Below are 15,539 nucleotides of genomic sequence, written 5' to 3' on the forward strand. Positions count from 1 at the left end.
TTATTTAGTTAAAACAATCCGCCAATCTCCTCCACTCAGCACTTTATATTTTTCGGAAAAACTCCCCATATTGACGCCCAGTGAGAAATTCAGCAGACTGTTGAAATACCCGACATCTGCGCCTTCCTTTACTTCCCCAAACGTATTCACAAAGCGAACTTTCCCTTCGTAAATTTTCGCATTTTGGTTAAAAACCTGCACGACGACATCCTCTCCCAGTTTGATGTTCAGTTTATTGAAAACTTCCCTATTAATGTTGGTCCAAACATTCCCATACTGAATGTCCAGAATAGGAATTGATCCTTTCACCTGACCGCTTTCAAAAACGGCTTTTTGGTAAGAAATGGCAACAACTTTATTATCAAGCTTTTTCCCAACCTGCTCCAAAGAAATCACTTTCGCAGCCAAACGCGCGGCAGTAAACGCGTAAACATCCCGACCGTGAAAAGTGTAGGACTCATTGGAATCTTTACGCCGGTTTATCGCCTCATTTATCTCCCTAACTTCCTGAATGCCTAGCTGTTCGGCAACCAATGTTAATGTTCCGTTATCAGGTGTCACAAAGTAATGCCCCGACTTGGATTTCATGACGACGGATTTTCTTTCAGTGCCAACACCTGGATCCACCACCGACACAAAAACCGTCCCGGCTGGCCAGTAGGGTGCTGTTTGCACTAGTCTATATGCTCCTTCCCAAATATTGTAAGCAGGAATTTCATGTGTGAGATCATACATTTTTAAATCAGGCGAAACACCGGAAGCAACACCTTTCATCGCCGAGACTGCCCCATCTTTTAGTCCAAAATCAGACTGAAAAACAAGGATATTGTTCTGTGCAAAAACTGACAGCCGAATTCCCAAACCGAGCATGATCGTTACCAACAGCCGCGTATGGAAAAAGTGATTTAGAGCTTTGATCTTATTCAATGCCTTCATGGACATACAGATATGATGTGATAGGGCAAATTTATGAAGTGGCATGGGTTTTTAAAATCCTAATTAAGTAAATGGTTTTGATCAAATAAAGCACATAAACGCATGGCGGTAATCGGAGAACTGATAAAGAAGGCAATTGATTTCACGGGAATGATCACCAGCGAGCCCGATCCTGTTGAAGCACAAGAAAAAGTTTTACGAAACCTGCTTGAAACTGCTAAGCTGACCGCTTTCGGCAAAGCTTACAATTTTTCAGAGCTGTTGGAAAGCAAGGATATCGTCGCCGCTTTTCAAAGTAAAGTGCCGGCGCACGATTATGATAAAATGTATGAAGAATGGTGGCATTACTTACTCGAAGGGCATCAAAATGTGACCTGGCCGGGCGGACAGCAATATTTTGCGCTTAGCAGCGGAACCACAAGCGCCAGCAAATACATTCCGGTAACCGACGATATGCTCAACGCGATCCGGAAAGCCGGCATTTCAGAAATTACCAACATTAATGCATTTAACTTACCGGGGGATTTTTTCACAAAACAGATCCTGATGCTGGGAAGCAGCACTTCGCTCATTCAAAAAGACGATCACCAGGAAGGGGAGATCAGCGGGATCAGCGCCAGTAATCTGCCTACCTGGTTCGGCGGATTTTACAAACCCGGAAGGGAAATTGCAGACATTGCTGATTGGGACGAGCGCGTCAAAAGAATTGCGGAAGAAGCCCCAAAATGGGATATTGGCTGCATTTCCGGAATTCCTGCATGGGTTGAATTAATGCTTAAAGAAATTATAAGCTATAATAAGCTGAGCAACATTCATGACATATGGCCGAATTTAATGGTCTATACAACCGGCGGCGTCGCATTTGAGCCTTACCGAAAAAGTCTTGAGCAATTATTTGCGCGTCCCTTGATTTATATTGATACCTACCTCGCCTCAGAAGGCTTTATAGCCATTCAAAAGCGCCCCGAAACCACATCCATGGCGCTCTTTCCTGATAATGGCATTTTTTACGAGTTTGTGCCATTTGATGGTGACCATGTGGACGAGAATGGTCTGGTGAAACCGGGAGCGAATGTTTTATCGCTTGCCAATGCGGAAGAAAACACTGAATACGTCCTGTTAATATCCACTGTATCAGGCGCATGGCGTTATATGATTGGAGATACGGTACAAATTACCGACAAGTCAAGGTCAGAGATCAGAATCACCGGCCGTACCAAGCATTTTTTGAATGTAGTAGGATCACAACTTTCTGTGAATCAAATGAATAATGCGTTGCGGGTGATTGAACAGAAATACGATGTGGTAATTAAAGAGTTTATTGTTGCCGCTGTGCACAGGGGCGAAGATTACATTCATAAATGGTTTTTAAGTTGTGACAAATTTCCTGACAATGAAAAGGTCGCGGAATCGCTGGATAAGACGCTTCGGGAAAACAACAAAAACTATAATGTTGCAAGAGGACGTGCTCTAAAAGGAATTGAGACAGAATTGATCCCAGAAGAAATTTTTTACAAATGGAGCGAAGACACAAAAAAGCTTGGTGGGCAGGTCAAGATCCCACGGGTAATGAAAGAGGAAGAATTTCATGAGTTCGAGGCTTTTGTCAGAAAAAACTCATGATTTATTTTGTGCAGCGTCCTGCCGGGCTTCGTGCTGGGCGGTTTCCAACTTTCTGACCTGCTCCATTATTTCGTCCGGCGAAAGATACAGTCGGGCGATTTTGTTCTTATACTTTTCAGACAAGCTTGCATGATTTAGGATAAAGTGCTTTGTTTTAACAATATAGCTCCCTAACCCATGGTTTACTGCGAAAGTGTCAGCTACACGTTCGGCTTGTTTAATGTATTTGGAAGAAAATAAATAACCAATGCCGAATCGCATCATCCCTATAACATTCCTGTTTTCGTAGTCCATCACGTGTCCCAATTCATGGCCTATCCAGCCCACCATAATGTCCGGCGGTATCTGGTGGATCGGAATTGCGGTGGTGGTTAGCCTGAATAATGCACTGATGTTGATATTGTAGCCCCGTTTTGCCCCAAACATGGTTCCAATCTTCGGCTGGGCCTGCATAACAGATCGCTTAATGTTTTTTTTAAACACAAAATCAATAGGCGTTTCCTGCAACTCCGGGTAAAAAGACAAAGCTTTTAATACCTCGTTTTCAATAATTTTCGGGATTGTTTTGTTAACAGGAGTTTGCATGCGGAGTGAATAAAGTAGGTGATGGGGTTACTCCTAATTGTAAAAAAGTGTTCCTGCAAACCAATGATCAATCCTTCAACTGCTTCGCATCAAGCTTTCTGATAATATCTTTTTTGTTGAAAAGTAGTCGCCACACGGCAAAGGGTGTCTCGTCGTTTGGCAAACATGATTTGCATATCAGGCTTTCGGAAGGAATGGGTGCATTGTAAACCAGGGATGTATCGCTCAGTTGCTGGAGATTGTCGCTCGCAGCAGACTTATTTTTAGCGCTGTAAAGATAAGCTTCCAGCAATTCCCGCTCTTTGGGGGCGAGGTCTGGATTTTTCAGATCAGTCAGGTCCAGCAACTCTACTCTTACACCGTATTCTTTTTCCAAAGCCGCTATAACCGGAACTTCTGCTAAATTCTGGCACAACTCCCCTGCTTTCTCGGGATGCTTTTCCAGCTCATTACTAAGCGCCTTTTCGGCTATTTTGGCAATTTTCTTACCCCACGCATCTGCTGAATAAATGAGTTGCGTGTTGGTAACCCGCTTTATTTTTGACGCATTAATTTCATTCGAAAGCGCTTTGGTGTTTTCAACGCGGTTTCCTGTATCGCAGCCTGCCACAACCATTGCCAAAGCCACAAAAGCCAGTATTTTTTTCATTATCAATACACATTATAATTTGCTAACAGTATTCCAAAGTATCTAATTCACATAAGACCCACTATCTCTCGAAAACTTCATTTATCTAAAATGCGTATCTTTGTGCCCCGAATGCCTGGTGCCAAAGATATTCAATAAAGATGATCGATAAATTAGAAGCCATAAAAGAACGTTTCGAAGAAGTTTCGCAACAAATCATACAACCGGAAATCGTTTCCGACTCTGCCCGTTATTCCAAAATAAGTAAGGAATACAAGGATCTCGGAAAGATTGTGGAGCAATATGAGCTTTATAAAAAGATCCAAAAAGACATTGCCGGAACCAAAGAACTTATCACAACTGAAAAGGATGAAGAGCTTCGGGAAATGGCAAAAGAGGAACTGGACGACCTGACGCCGAAACTTGAACAACTCGAACAGGCGATTAAGGAGCTTCTTATCCCAAAAGACCCGAATGACAGCCGCAACATTATCCTCGAAGTAAGGGGTGGAACGGGCGGGGACGAGGCCGCGATTTTTGCTGGCGATATATTCAGAATGTACCAGCGGTTTTTCGAAAAAATGGGCTGGCGTTCGTCTATCATGGATTTTACAGAAGGAACCAATGGTGGTTACAAGGAAATAGTCTGTAAAGTTGAGGGCGACGATGTTTATGGAAAAATGAAATTTGAATCGGGCGTGCACCGCGTTCAGCGCGTTCCGCAGACGGAATCGCAGGGACGCATTCACACATCGGCTGCATCCGTAGCCGTGTTGCCTGAGGCTGAGGAGGTGGACGTGCAGATCAATATGAATGATGTCCGCGTGGATACTTTTCAGTCGTCTGGTGCTGGTGGACAGTCAGTTAACACGACTTATTCCGCAGTTCGGTTAACACACATTCCTTCCGGATTGGTCGTAAGTTGCCAGGATGAACGTTCTCAGCTGAAAAACAAGGACCGCGCATTGAGCGTTTTGCGTTCCAGACTTTATGAGATCAAACTGAAAGAGCACAACGATGCCATCAGTTCACAAAGGAAATCAATGGTAGGAAGCGGCGACCGCTCCGATAAAATCCGCACTTACAATTATCCCCAAAGCCGCATTACCGATCACCGCATTGGCTACACAGTATATAATCTTCCGGCGGTTATGGAAGGCGATATCGCAGAATTCATCGAAAGATTACGCATCGCAGAAAATGCCGAGCGTATGCAGGAGGGGGAGACGGTTTAGTAATTATATCAGAAACTGGATAGCAGCCAATTCCTTACCCACCTGCTGGACGCCTGAAAGGATGCGCTTTGTCTGCGTGGAAGATGGTTTTTTGGTGCCGCTAATATATTGCGCCAGCAGACTCTGATTCATTCCGATCCGTTCACTCAGCGCTTTAACATTAAGCACCTTATAAAACGCAAAAAAGCTTTGTAAGTCTGGTTTCAAGACAATTTCTTCAATTGAAAAAACAAAGTTCTCGTCTTGGAAGGCCAGATTTACTGCCTCAACGATATTTTGCTTCAGCTCATCAAAATCCTCACCTTGCGTGCCGATAAAGTTATCTTTGAAAGTAGTGTGAGCACTATATCCCACATCTTCTTTCAGTATTTCCATCGCTATTATCGGCTTTTTCATCGCTTGTTCGTTTTGATATCCGCTTGTTTTAACAAAGCACTCAACAGGCCCTTCTTGACCTCTGCACTGCCGTGAAAAGGAACAATAAGTTGTCCCTGCTTAACAGAATGGCGCATAATTCTGTGACTTCCGGTTTGCCTAACTTCAAACCACCCATCCTTTATCAACAACTTGAAAAGCTCACTTGACTTCATACAAAAGTAATAAATTTATTACTAAAATTACTTTGAAGGAAGTGAGTAAATGAATGGTTGCGCTAATTACTTAGCCGCGAAAAGCGAATTGTAAGTCTTTGATTTGTAGTCTTCAAAGGCTTCTTTTTTGTGATAATCTTCGCCGATAAAGGTGATGACCTGGTGAAATTCTTTGGGTTTCATGTAGCCGGGCAGGGGCTGGATCATGTTAAATTTGTCGTCCAGGAAAACGGTGGTTGGATAACTGGGCTGGTTATTGGTCAGGGCCAGGGCCAACTGGTGCACACCGCGGCCGCCTTCTTGAAGAAACTCAAATTTCTTGTCTCCTAATGTAATGGCTTTTTTCTGTTCTGCATCGAGTTTCACCGCGTAATATTTGCGGTTCACGTATTCAACTACGGCTTTATTTTTGAATGTTTCGCGGTCCATTACCTTGCACCAGCCACACCAGTCTGTATATACATCGATCAAAACTTTGCGCGGCTCCTGCTGAATTTTCGCGTAAGCTTCTTCTATCGTTAACCATTGAATGCTTTCGGCAGGCCGCTTTCCGTCGGATTTAAAACCCATTGTGACGGTTAGCATAATCAAGCATAGCAAAAGAGATGTAGCTGATGTTTTCATACTTCATGTGATTTCAATTAGTTAACAAACTTCAATGCGGAATAATTGTGCTGCATGCGTGACATTATTCCAGATCCCCGCAAATCGCGGACTTCCTTTTTGCTAAGGAAACCATAATCCCTCCCGCCACAATCAGCAACATGCCGGTGAGCATCGAGAATGACGGAATGGCTTCTCCCATCAGAAAACCAATTAAAACCGAAAACAAAATATTGGAATAACCAATGGCGGCAACGCGGCCGGCTTTGTCGAACGTGAATGACTGTGTCAACATTCTCTGACCCATCAACGCGGTCAGCCCCAACGCCAGAAACCCTAACCATTGCGAAATGTTAGCGGGCCAGGTGAATGTGCCAATCAGGAAATCCAGATGTTCCATTGGATAATATGTCCCTACCAACATAGAAATAATAGGCATCACAATGCCGCTCAGCATAAAGGAAAGTATGATAGCCCGCGTGTCATAAACAACGCCTAACTGCCTGATCGACAAGTAAGAAATAGCAGTTAACAAGGCATTTCCCAACCCCAAAGCATTATCCCGTAACGAAATGGAAAGATCCGGACGAAAAACAAACATAATGCCAGTAAATCCCACAAAAATAGCCGCCCATTCACGCGAATTTAGCGTTTCACCAATCAGTAGCCAGGATAGCAATGCAAGGAATATGGGATAGGTGTATTGATATGTGGAAGCACGGCCCAACCCTAATGTTTGAATAGCATAAAAAAGCATATACAGTGATAATGTGCCCACCACACCACGAAAAATAAGCAGTCCAAGCTTGCCGCCCTGTTGCCGGATCGGGCGGCGCCAAATGCTGGTAACCACAAACACAACGCCAACAATATTCCTGAAAAATACCAGCTGCACGATATGGAAATCACGACCCAGCCACTTGGAAATGGCCGATGTGAGGGAAAAGAAGAATGCCGCGCCGAGCATGAGGTAAATGCCTTTTTGCGAAGAAGTTACAACCAGATTTTGAGCAGGAGCAGCCAACAATGATAAAGATTTTGGCCAAAGATAAAGCATATCACACAGAGTTGGAAGTCCGGCCAATTTCCTACCTTTGCACCTTTGGCGCCATAAGCAGCTTCAATGCTGCAATAAGGCTTAATAGGGAATTCCGTTGAACCGGAAGCTGTCCCCGCAACTGTGAGTCTGCTTAATATGATCCAATCCTCATTGCCACTGTTCCACGAACGGGAAGGCCATGGATCGAGAGACGAGCCAGGAGACCTGCCAAAAGATGGATTCATCAAATTTGCTTTCGGAGGAAAAGCAGAGCTGATCGTGCTACCTATTTGACACCAGGTGATTATTGACCGGAAGTTTTTCATGGCTTTGACCATTGCCGCATGGCTTTTGTGTCCGCAAACGCTTATAGCACAACGCGATAGCATTCGACTCGAGCCTGTTGTGATAAAAGGTTTTGTCCCTGAAAATTTCATGAGCGGGCTCAAAATCCAAAAGTTTGATTCAACATCTTTAAGTCTTTTCCGCTTCCAAAACATTAGCGACCTGCTTTCGCTTTGCACGCCCATTGCATTCAAAAATTACGGCCCAGGGCAATTAAATACAGCCTCTTTCCGTGGAACGTCGGCGAACCACACGGCTGTGTTATGGAACGGCCTCAACATTAACTCCCCTATTCTCGGCCAGACTGACTTTTCGACCATTCCCGTTGCGGGTTTTGATCAACTTTCTGTCCAATATGGTTCTGCTGCCAGCATTGTCGGAAGCGATGCAGTTGGCGGAAGCATTCTGCTCGGAAGTGCGGCTTCAAAACAGCCGCTGCAGCTTTCTATTGGTCGGCAACAGGAAAGTTTTGATAACCACCAGACCCAGGTTACGGGCAGATACGCAGCGGCAATTAATGATCAGTGGAATTTTTCTGGAAAAACAAGTTTGTATGACGGCCGTATGAACAACAATTTTCCTTATTCGCAGCGGAATCAATACACAGTTTTACCGTCGACTTCCTTCCAACGCGGCCTGGTGCAGGATTTATTTTTCAACTCAAAAAATGACCATCAGATTTCAGCGCATGTGTGGCTGACCCGAAACCGACTGACATTAACGCCCGAAGACAAAGCGGGCCGTGAATTGACATTGACAGAGGCTTACCGGACCATGCTACGCTATAATTTTAAGGAATTCACATTCCGGACTTCGTGGGTAAGGGACATTATTGACTATGCAAAAGGCGATTACAGCCAATTGGACCATGCCGTAACCGATAAGTTTTCAAACCGCATTGAACGCGATTTTCAATTTAATGGATTTCAAATTAAAGCGGGAGGCGAATGGGCGCATTACCGGGCCCGGGTGGCCGGTTACGATAAAGCGTTGGCGACCGAAAACAGGGGCGATCTGTTCTTGCTCACGCGCTGGCAGGCGACGAATCGGCTAATTGTTTCTGCCAATTTGAGACAAGCATTTGTAACCAAATTTGATCCGCCATTCACGCCATCATTGGGCGCAGAATATTTGTTGGCACAAAAAGTCGGTTATAACTTAAAGTTCAGAGGCTCATTCGGGCGAAGTTATCGTGTGCCTACTTTGAATGAGCGCTTTTGGAAGGAAATGGGAAACCCCGAAATCAGGCCGGAAACTGGTTGGAATAAAGAAATTGGTCTTGAACAAAACTTCACTTTCAACTCGAACCACACATTTTTTTCATCCATTACCGCATATCATAATCGGATCAAAGACTGGACTTACTGGAATCCCGGAAAAAGTTATCACGTAGAAAATTTGCAGCAGGTGCTCGCCCGCGGCATTGAAGTGCAAGCTGGCTGGCGACACAATTTAAACGACTGGAAATCAGGAGTAAACATTGGATATACACTCAATAAAAGCGCTCAGGAAAAAGCTTATGACGCCTATTCTTCGGACATTATTGGCAAGCAGCTTGTATTTGTGCCTGTTCATTCCGGAAATTTGAATGCATTTATCCAATACAAAAGCACGCGGCTTACCGGCCAGGCGCAGGTGATCAGCAAACGTTTCAGCACATTTGATAATTCACAATTTTTAGAAGGATATACGCTCGCAAATTTGCTGGCGGAACATACTTTTGTTTGGGATAAAATAAAAATGCGCTTGCAGGGACAGATCAATAATCTTGCAAACACGTTCTATTTAAATGTGAGGAATAATGCAATGCCCGGAAGGAGCTTTGCGCTTAGTTTATTTTTAATTTATGATTCGCCACCAGCCGTTAAATGATCATTGGCAATCGGTTTGAGGCAAAAATGTTTACAACTAATAAAACAGAAAATGAAAAAACAGTTATTCAGATTAGCAGCATTTACATCTTTATCCCTTTTCGCATGGTCGTGTAACCAAAAGGACCCGGCTCCGAAGGGCGATTATGTGCAGGGTGTATTTGTGGTTAATGAAGGTAATTTTTCTCAAAATAACGGAGCGATTTCGTTTTTCACGAGAGAGCAAACCACCGCACAAGCGGACATCTTTTCGGCAGCCAACGGCACTGCATTAAAGGGCGGGGCACAGGGCTATGCCGCATCCGGCGAAACCGGGATCATTCTTGTTGATAATATGTCTGCCGGGCAGGATAAAGTTGAGATTGTAAACAGCAATACATTTAAAACCATTGCCAGCATTGGAGCGCCTGATATTGAGAATCCGAGAGAAGTGGTTTTTGGTATTAATAACAAAGCATACGTTTCCTGCTGGGGATCCAATGCCGACCAGAAGTTCACCACAGGTTATGTTGCCGTAGTCGATTTGACTACCAATAAAGTAACCAAGCGCATTGACATTGCATCCGGCGGTCCTGAAAACCTGATTTATAACAATGGTAAATTGTTTGTAGGAACCGTTTCTTATGGTGGCGGCAACACACTGAGCATTATCAATGCAACTACGAATGCGGTTGATAAAATGCTTGCGTTTGAAAATGCACCTAATCCGATCGGCATCGATGCGGACGGAAAACTTTGGGTAAATGACGGCATCAAGGTCGTAAAAATCAATCCTGATTCTTATAACGCAGAAGCCACATTATCGATAGGCAGCGACGCTACTAAAACAGCGGATAAATTTACATTCAGCACGGATCGCAGAACGGTTTACTTTGTGCTATCCTATTTCGATGCAGCTGGCGAGCATGGAGGAACATATAAATTTGGCACCAGCGACGCGCAGATCAATGTTACTACACCATTGATAAAAAGGGTTTTCACCGGACTGGCCGTTGATCCTACGCAAGGACTGCTTTATGCAGGCGTGACGCCTTCCTATGCGCAGGCAGGTTACGCAGTGCGCTACCGTGCGGACGGATCGGTTGTTGATTCAATCAAAGTGAATGTTGCGCCAACGGGCTTCTTTTTTAAGTAAGATGACAATGCTTTAAACGAAAAAAGTCTCCTTCGCGGGAGACTTTTTTTATGTATCAAAATCAAATTTTTATTTAAAGAACCCCAAAGGATCCGGCTTTTTAGCTTTCAGCAGTTCCACAAAATCCAGGTTCATTTGGTTAAAATCGAGCGCTCTACCTTTGTGCAGATGTTCCCAGGACTTATCCAGATCATTGAGATTATAATGTAACAATGCCAGGTTATATTGGCCTAAAGCATAACTGGAATCAATTGCTGTGGCCCTGTTAAGCAACTCAGCTGCCTCATCCAGCTCTTCTTTTCGGCTGGTTATGGCGTATAATTTTAAATCTACTGTTGATAAATCGACGAGCAACGGCACATTTTCGCCTTGTAACCCAATTCCGCGACTCAACATTCTTTTTGCATCAACCCAATTTTCGCGTTGGTAGGAAATTACCCCAAGCCCCCAATAGGTCTCCACATTCTTATCATTCAGTAAATGAGCGAGATTGAAGCGATAGCAAGCTGTATCCAATGACCCTTCCTGTAAATATTCCCAGGCACGTGCTGTAAAAAAGCTGCTCGCCTCAGCGCGACTGGTAAATGACTTATCGCATTCACTCAAAAAACGGATCTCTTCGTCAATTTGCTCAGAGGTTTTGCTAACCTCTCCAAATAGCGGAAGTACACGTCTTTCTTTTAATTCTAAGGGTTTTTTTTGGGCAAGATTCGTATCTGTGTTTGACCCTGCGCTCGCAAGATGGGTGTTCTGAGCAAAGCCAAATACCGGAATAAGAATAGCAAGCCAAATTACAACAGACTCTTTCATAAGTAACTTTAATAGAGAAACCGGTTTTCTATTGTCCAAGTTAAACGGATTTATTCGAATTGTATTGCATTATCTCCGTTTACTTCTTCCCGCTGAACTACGGCGGTTTTGTCCTCCTTTTCCGGATGCTTTCTGCGCCGGGCGATATGTTTTTTTCTTCTCGTGGAAAGCGCCCAGGAAAGTGGGATCTTCTTTTCTTTTCTGGTTATCTATCTCCCGAAGCATGTCCTGGCGCTCCGTAACGGGTGTTGCAGCCATGTCGAGGTCCTCAGGCAGTTCCTTCCGCGGGATCTCCATGCGGATCATTTTTTCGATTTTCTGAATGTGATATTCATCCGCCATCGTCATGAAAGTAATGGCCTGTCCAATGCGGTTGGCCCGGCCTGTCCTGCCGATCCGGTGCACGTAATCTTCGTAGATCAGCGGCACATCAAAGTTGATCACGTGGCTCACTTCCGTAATGTCAATCCCTCGCGCAACCACGTCTGTCGCCACCATTACACGCACAGATCCTTCCTTGAATGCTTCCATCGCATTGGTCCGCGTATTTTGTCCCTTGTTGGCGTGTATTACCTTCAATTCGTCTTCGCGAACAACAACATTCAAGAGATTCTGGTGTACCAATCCTGCAACTTCCCGGCTTCTGGTGAAGATCAGCACGCGGTTGAACGCTTCCCTGTCTTTCAGTAAATGGGTTAAAAGATTGATTTTCGTGCGAAAGTTGGGCAACTCGTAAAGCGATTGCGTTACCATTTCGGCCGTTGTGGCCTGCGGGGTCACTTCTATTCGGGTTGGAAATTCGAGGAATTCGAAAGAAAGTCTTTCAACTTTATCAGAGAATGTGGCCGAGAAAAGCATATTCTGCCTTTTTGTAGGAATGATTTCGAGCAACTTCCGGATCTGCGGCATAAAGCCCATATCCATCATTTTGTCCGCCTCGTCCAGGATCATTACATTAATGTGCTTCACAATGACTTCTTCCTGAAAATAAAGGTCCATGAACCTGCCAGGCGTCGCAACGATAATGTCAACGCCTTTCCTGATCGCCTCGATCTGTGATTTAGCTCCTACCCCACCGAAAAGAACAACGGTCCGGATGTCTGTGTATTTACTCAGCTGCGTGATTGCCTCAGAAATCTGCATGGCCAGCTCGCGCGTGGGAGCCATAATTAATGCCCGGGCGTGCTCGCCCTGGGCATACTTGATGCGCATTAATAACGGTAATGTATAGGCGGCTGTTTTGCCTGTGCCTGTTTGGGCTATGCCCAGAATGTCCTGTCCTGATAAAGCGAGCGGGATGGCTTGTTCCTGGATAGGCGTCGGCTCGGTGTATCCCGCTTCTTCAATGGCATTGAGTAATTGACGGTTAAGCTTGAATTGCTCAAAATTGTTTTGCGTAGTCTGCATCGCGCAAAGGTACGAAAACTAGCACTAACCCAACCTTGCAAGCGCTTCTTTCAGCGTTTCCAGCTTCGATTCCGCATCCGCCTGCTTCTGGCGTTCCTTCTCTACAATGTCGCCTTTTGCATTTTGAACAAAGCGTTCATTGGACAATTTTTTGATCACCGAGTCCAGAAAACCTTGTGTGTATTCCAACTCCCTTTGCAAATTTTCCTTTTCCGTTTCCACGTCCAGCTCATCTGCCAGATTCACAAAAAACTCATCCGATTTTACCCGGAATGCAGTTCCTTCGCCTTCGCCGGTCACATAACCAATGCTTTCAACATTGGCCAATTTCAAAATCAACGGCTCCAATGCTGCGTAACGACCTTCGCTATCCGTGCGGATTGCAAGCGGAAGTGCTATTTTGGGACTGATATTTTTTGCATTTCTTAAATTTCTGATGGCGGAAATGACTTCAAAAAGGATTTCAAAATCATTCAAAAGCGGCTGATCGATGTTTGCGGCTTGTGGGAATGGCGCAATGCAAATAGAATCTTTCTCTTTTCTTTCAATAATATTTTGCCAGATTTCCTCTGAGATAAATGGCATGAACGGATGCAAAAGACGCATTAACCGGTCGAAGAATGCTAATGTTGCATCGTAAGTCTGCTTGTCGATCGGTTGCTCGAAGCCGGGCTTGATCATTTCCAGATATTGCGCGCAGAAATCGTCCCATATCAGCTTGTAAACCGAGTTAAGCGCATCGGAAATACGGAATTTGCTGAAATGATCCTGCACTTCCAGAATGGTTTGGTTCAATTTGCTTTCAAACCATTGAATTGCCAGTTGCGAACCTTCGGGCTGCGCCAGATCTTCCGGATTTTCCGAAACCTGGAATCCTTTAACCAACCGGAATGCATTCCATATTTTATTTCCAAAATTCCTGCCCTGCTCCACAAGCTTATCGTCATACGGAAGATCATTTCCCGCCTGCGAGCTGAAAAGCATGCCCGTACGAATACTATCCGCACCATATTGCTCGATGAGATCAATCGGATCGGGGGAGTTGCCCAGCGATTTGGACATTTTCCGTCCCTGTTTATCCCGCACAATGCCTGTTAGATACACATTCTTGAATGGATATTGACCTTTGTATTCATAACCCGCAATGATCATCCGAGCGACCCAGAAGAAAAGTATTTCGGGTGCCGTAACCAGGTCATTAGTAGGATAATAGTAATTAATATCCGCATTATCAGGCTCCTTAATGCCATTGAAAACGGTGATAGGCCACAGCCAGGCCGAAAACCAGGTGTCCAAAACGTCCGGATCCTGCTCGATGTCCTCTTCGGTCAACGCAAAAAGCTGGTAATCCATTTGCGCTTTCCGTAAAGCTTCTCTTTTTGATTTGGCGATAATCGTGGTTCCGTCCTTCAAATAATAAGCCGGAATGCGGTGGCCCCACCAAAGCTGGCGGCTAATGTTCCAATCGTGAACATTCTCCATCCAGTGCCGATAAGTATTCTTAAATTTAGCAGGAATCAGCTGCACCGTGTCATTCATCACATTCTCGAATGCTGGCTTGCTGATTTTATCCATTTTCAAAAACCATTGTTCCGAAAGCCGCGGCTCAATCACCGAATTCGTCCGTTCCGAATGGCCCACATTGGATTTATATTCTTCTGTTTTAACCAGATTTCCCGATTCTTCCAGCAGCTTAATGATCTTTTTGCGCGCAACAAAACGGTCTTCACCAACCAGGATCTGCGCCTTATCATTCAATGTGCCGTCTTCATTCAGCAGATCAATAATGGGCAGATCGTGTCTTTTGCCCAGCACGTAATCGTTCGTATCATGCGCGGGAGTTACTTTCAGACAGCCCGTTCCGAAATCCATTTCCACATATTCGTCCGCAATGATCGGGATCGCGCGGCTGATCAGTGGAATTGAAACTTGTTTGCCAATCAAATGCTTGTAACGCTCGTCATGTGGGTTCACACAAATGGCCACATCGGCCATGATCGTCTCGGGGCGCGTGGTGGCAATGATGATCGCTTCGTCTGTAAGTGCCTCGCCGATTTCGTCTACCAACGGATATTTCAGGTAAACCAATTTTTGATTTACCTCTTTCATGATCACCTCTTCATCCGACACGGTTGTCCGCGCCTGGGGATCCCAGTTCACCATGCGGTGGCCACGGTAAATGTCACCTTTATTATGCAGGTCAATGAAAACGTCGATCACCGAATCGTACAAATCCGGCTCCATGGTGAAGCGTGTGCGGTCCCAGTCGCAGGATGCGCCCAGTTTGCGCAATTGTTTGAGGATAATGCCGCCATATTTATGCGTCCATTCCCAGCAATATTCAAGAAATTCATCCCTGGTAAGATCCCGCTTGCTGATCCCCCGCTCTTTGAGCATGGCGACCACTTTGGCCTCCGTAGCAATGGAGGCGTGATCGGTTCCGGGCACCCAGCAAGCTTCCTTGCCTTCCATACGCGCTTTCCGGATCAGAATATCCTGAATGGTGTTATTGAGCATATGCCCCATATGCAGCACGCCCGTAACATTCGGAGGAGGAATTACGATGGAGTAAGGTTCCTTATCGGGATTTGGTTTTGAACTGAAAAACTTATTCTCAATCCAGTAGGAATACCATTTATCCTCTATCTCCTGGGGGGCATATGTTTTGGAAATCATTGTATAGTCAGAAATTTACCGCAAATCGCAGCTGGTCATCTAAAAAGATGGCAAGT

The 15,539-nt window shown here is 44.8% G+C and carries 14 protein-coding genes and 1 riboswitch; of the genes, 4 read left to right on the forward strand and 10 right to left on the reverse strand.

What is annotated here, in order from left to right:
• Complete coding sequence (locus NFI81_RS17945; protein ID WP_234611100.1) at positions 1–936, reverse strand: SAM hydrolase/SAM-dependent halogenase family protein; 936 nt, start codon at positions 934–936, stop codon at positions 1–3.
• A 102-nt stretch (positions 937–1,038) separates the two neighbouring features.
• On the opposite strand from NFI81_RS17945, the gene NFI81_RS17950 reads away from it, so the two are divergent.
• Entirely contained in the window at positions 1,039–2,559 is a 1,521-nt protein-coding gene (locus NFI81_RS17950) for a GH3 family acyl-acid amido synthetase (protein ID WP_234611099.1), read from the forward strand.
• Here NFI81_RS17950 and NFI81_RS17955 read toward each other — a convergent pair.
• Positions 2,554–3,144 (reverse strand): hypothetical protein, encoded by a 591-nt coding sequence (locus NFI81_RS17955; RefSeq protein ID WP_234611098.1) that lies wholly within the window; start codon positions 3,142–3,144, stop codon positions 2,554–2,556. The two genes, NFI81_RS17950 and NFI81_RS17955, sit on opposite strands and share 6 nt — an antisense overlap.
• Positions 3,145–3,211: 67 nt before the next feature.
• Entirely contained in the window at positions 3,212–3,793 is a 582-nt protein-coding gene (locus tag NFI81_RS17960) for a hypothetical protein (protein ID WP_234611097.1), read from the reverse strand.
• A 140-nt stretch (positions 3,794–3,933) separates the two neighbouring features.
• On the opposite strand from NFI81_RS17960, the gene prfA reads away from it, so the two are divergent.
• Positions 3,934–5,007, forward strand: coding sequence for a peptide chain release factor 1 (gene prfA, locus NFI81_RS17965; protein ID WP_234611096.1), 1,074 nt, complete (start codon positions 3,934–3,936; stop codon positions 5,005–5,007).
• 3 nt (positions 5,008–5,010) lie between these two features.
• Here prfA and NFI81_RS17970 read toward each other — a convergent pair whose 3' ends face one another.
• The 4 genes from NFI81_RS17970 to NFI81_RS17985 all read right to left on the reverse strand — a co-directional run bounded on the left by NFI81_RS17970 (position 5,011) and on the right by NFI81_RS17985 (position 7,257).
• On the reverse strand, positions 5,011–5,403 hold the full coding sequence (locus tag NFI81_RS17970) for a hypothetical protein (RefSeq protein ID WP_234611095.1): 393 nt from the start codon (positions 5,401–5,403) through the stop codon (positions 5,011–5,013).
• Positions 5,400–5,597 (reverse strand): type II toxin-antitoxin system HicA family toxin, encoded by a 198-nt coding sequence (locus tag NFI81_RS17975; RefSeq protein ID WP_234611094.1) that lies wholly within the window; start codon positions 5,595–5,597, stop codon positions 5,400–5,402. Before NFI81_RS17975 ends, NFI81_RS17970 begins: the two co-directional genes overlap by 4 nt.
• A 66-nt stretch (positions 5,598–5,663) precedes the next feature.
• Positions 5,664–6,221 carry a thioredoxin family protein gene (locus tag NFI81_RS17980; protein WP_234611093.1) on the reverse strand — a complete coding sequence of 186 codons (558 nt, stop codon included), beginning with the start codon at positions 6,219–6,221 and terminating at the stop codon, positions 5,664–5,666.
• A gap of 64 nt (positions 6,222–6,285) precedes the next feature.
• Positions 6,286–7,257 carry a DMT family transporter gene (locus NFI81_RS17985; RefSeq protein ID WP_234611092.1) on the reverse strand — a complete coding sequence of 324 codons (972 nt, stop codon included), beginning with the start codon at positions 7,255–7,257 and terminating at the stop codon, positions 6,286–6,288.
• 29 nt (positions 7,258–7,286) lie between these two features.
• Positions 7,287–7,486: riboswitch (cobalamin riboswitch) on the forward strand.
• A gap of 77 nt (positions 7,487–7,563) precedes the next feature.
• Between NFI81_RS17985 and NFI81_RS17990 the strand changes: the two genes are divergently transcribed.
• Together NFI81_RS17990 and NFI81_RS17995 are read left to right on the forward strand one after the other, a co-directional pair.
• Positions 7,564–9,456, forward strand: coding sequence for a TonB-dependent receptor plug domain-containing protein (locus NFI81_RS17990; protein WP_234611091.1), 1,893 nt, complete (start codon positions 7,564–7,566; stop codon positions 9,454–9,456).
• Positions 9,457–9,507: 51 nt separating this feature from the next.
• Positions 9,508–10,590, forward strand: a complete 1,083-nt coding sequence (locus NFI81_RS17995; protein ID WP_234611090.1) for a DUF5074 domain-containing protein — start codon at positions 9,508–9,510, stop codon at positions 10,588–10,590.
• 69 nt (positions 10,591–10,659) lie between these two features.
• Here NFI81_RS17995 and NFI81_RS18000 read toward each other — a convergent pair whose 3' ends face one another.
• The 3 genes from NFI81_RS18000 to NFI81_RS18010 form a co-directional block, all read right to left on the reverse strand.
• Positions 10,660–11,400 (reverse strand): tetratricopeptide repeat protein, encoded by a 741-nt coding sequence (locus NFI81_RS18000; protein WP_234611089.1) that lies wholly within the window; start codon positions 11,398–11,400, stop codon positions 10,660–10,662.
• 69 nt (positions 11,401–11,469) lie between these two features.
• The gene (locus NFI81_RS18005; protein ID WP_234611088.1) at positions 11,470–12,807 is read right to left on the reverse strand and encodes a DEAD/DEAH box helicase; all 1,338 of its coding nucleotides are present in this window, start codon (positions 12,805–12,807) and stop codon (positions 11,470–11,472) included.
• Positions 12,808–12,831: 24 nt separating this feature from the next.
• Positions 12,832–15,483, reverse strand: coding sequence for a valine--tRNA ligase (locus NFI81_RS18010; RefSeq protein WP_234611087.1), 2,652 nt, complete (start codon positions 15,481–15,483; stop codon positions 12,832–12,834).
• Positions 15,484–15,539 lie beyond the last annotated feature (56 nt).

This window comes from Dyadobacter fanqingshengii (genome assembly GCF_023822005.2).
Taxonomy (GTDB): Bacteria; Bacteroidota; Bacteroidia; order Cytophagales; family Spirosomataceae; genus Dyadobacter; species Dyadobacter fanqingshengii.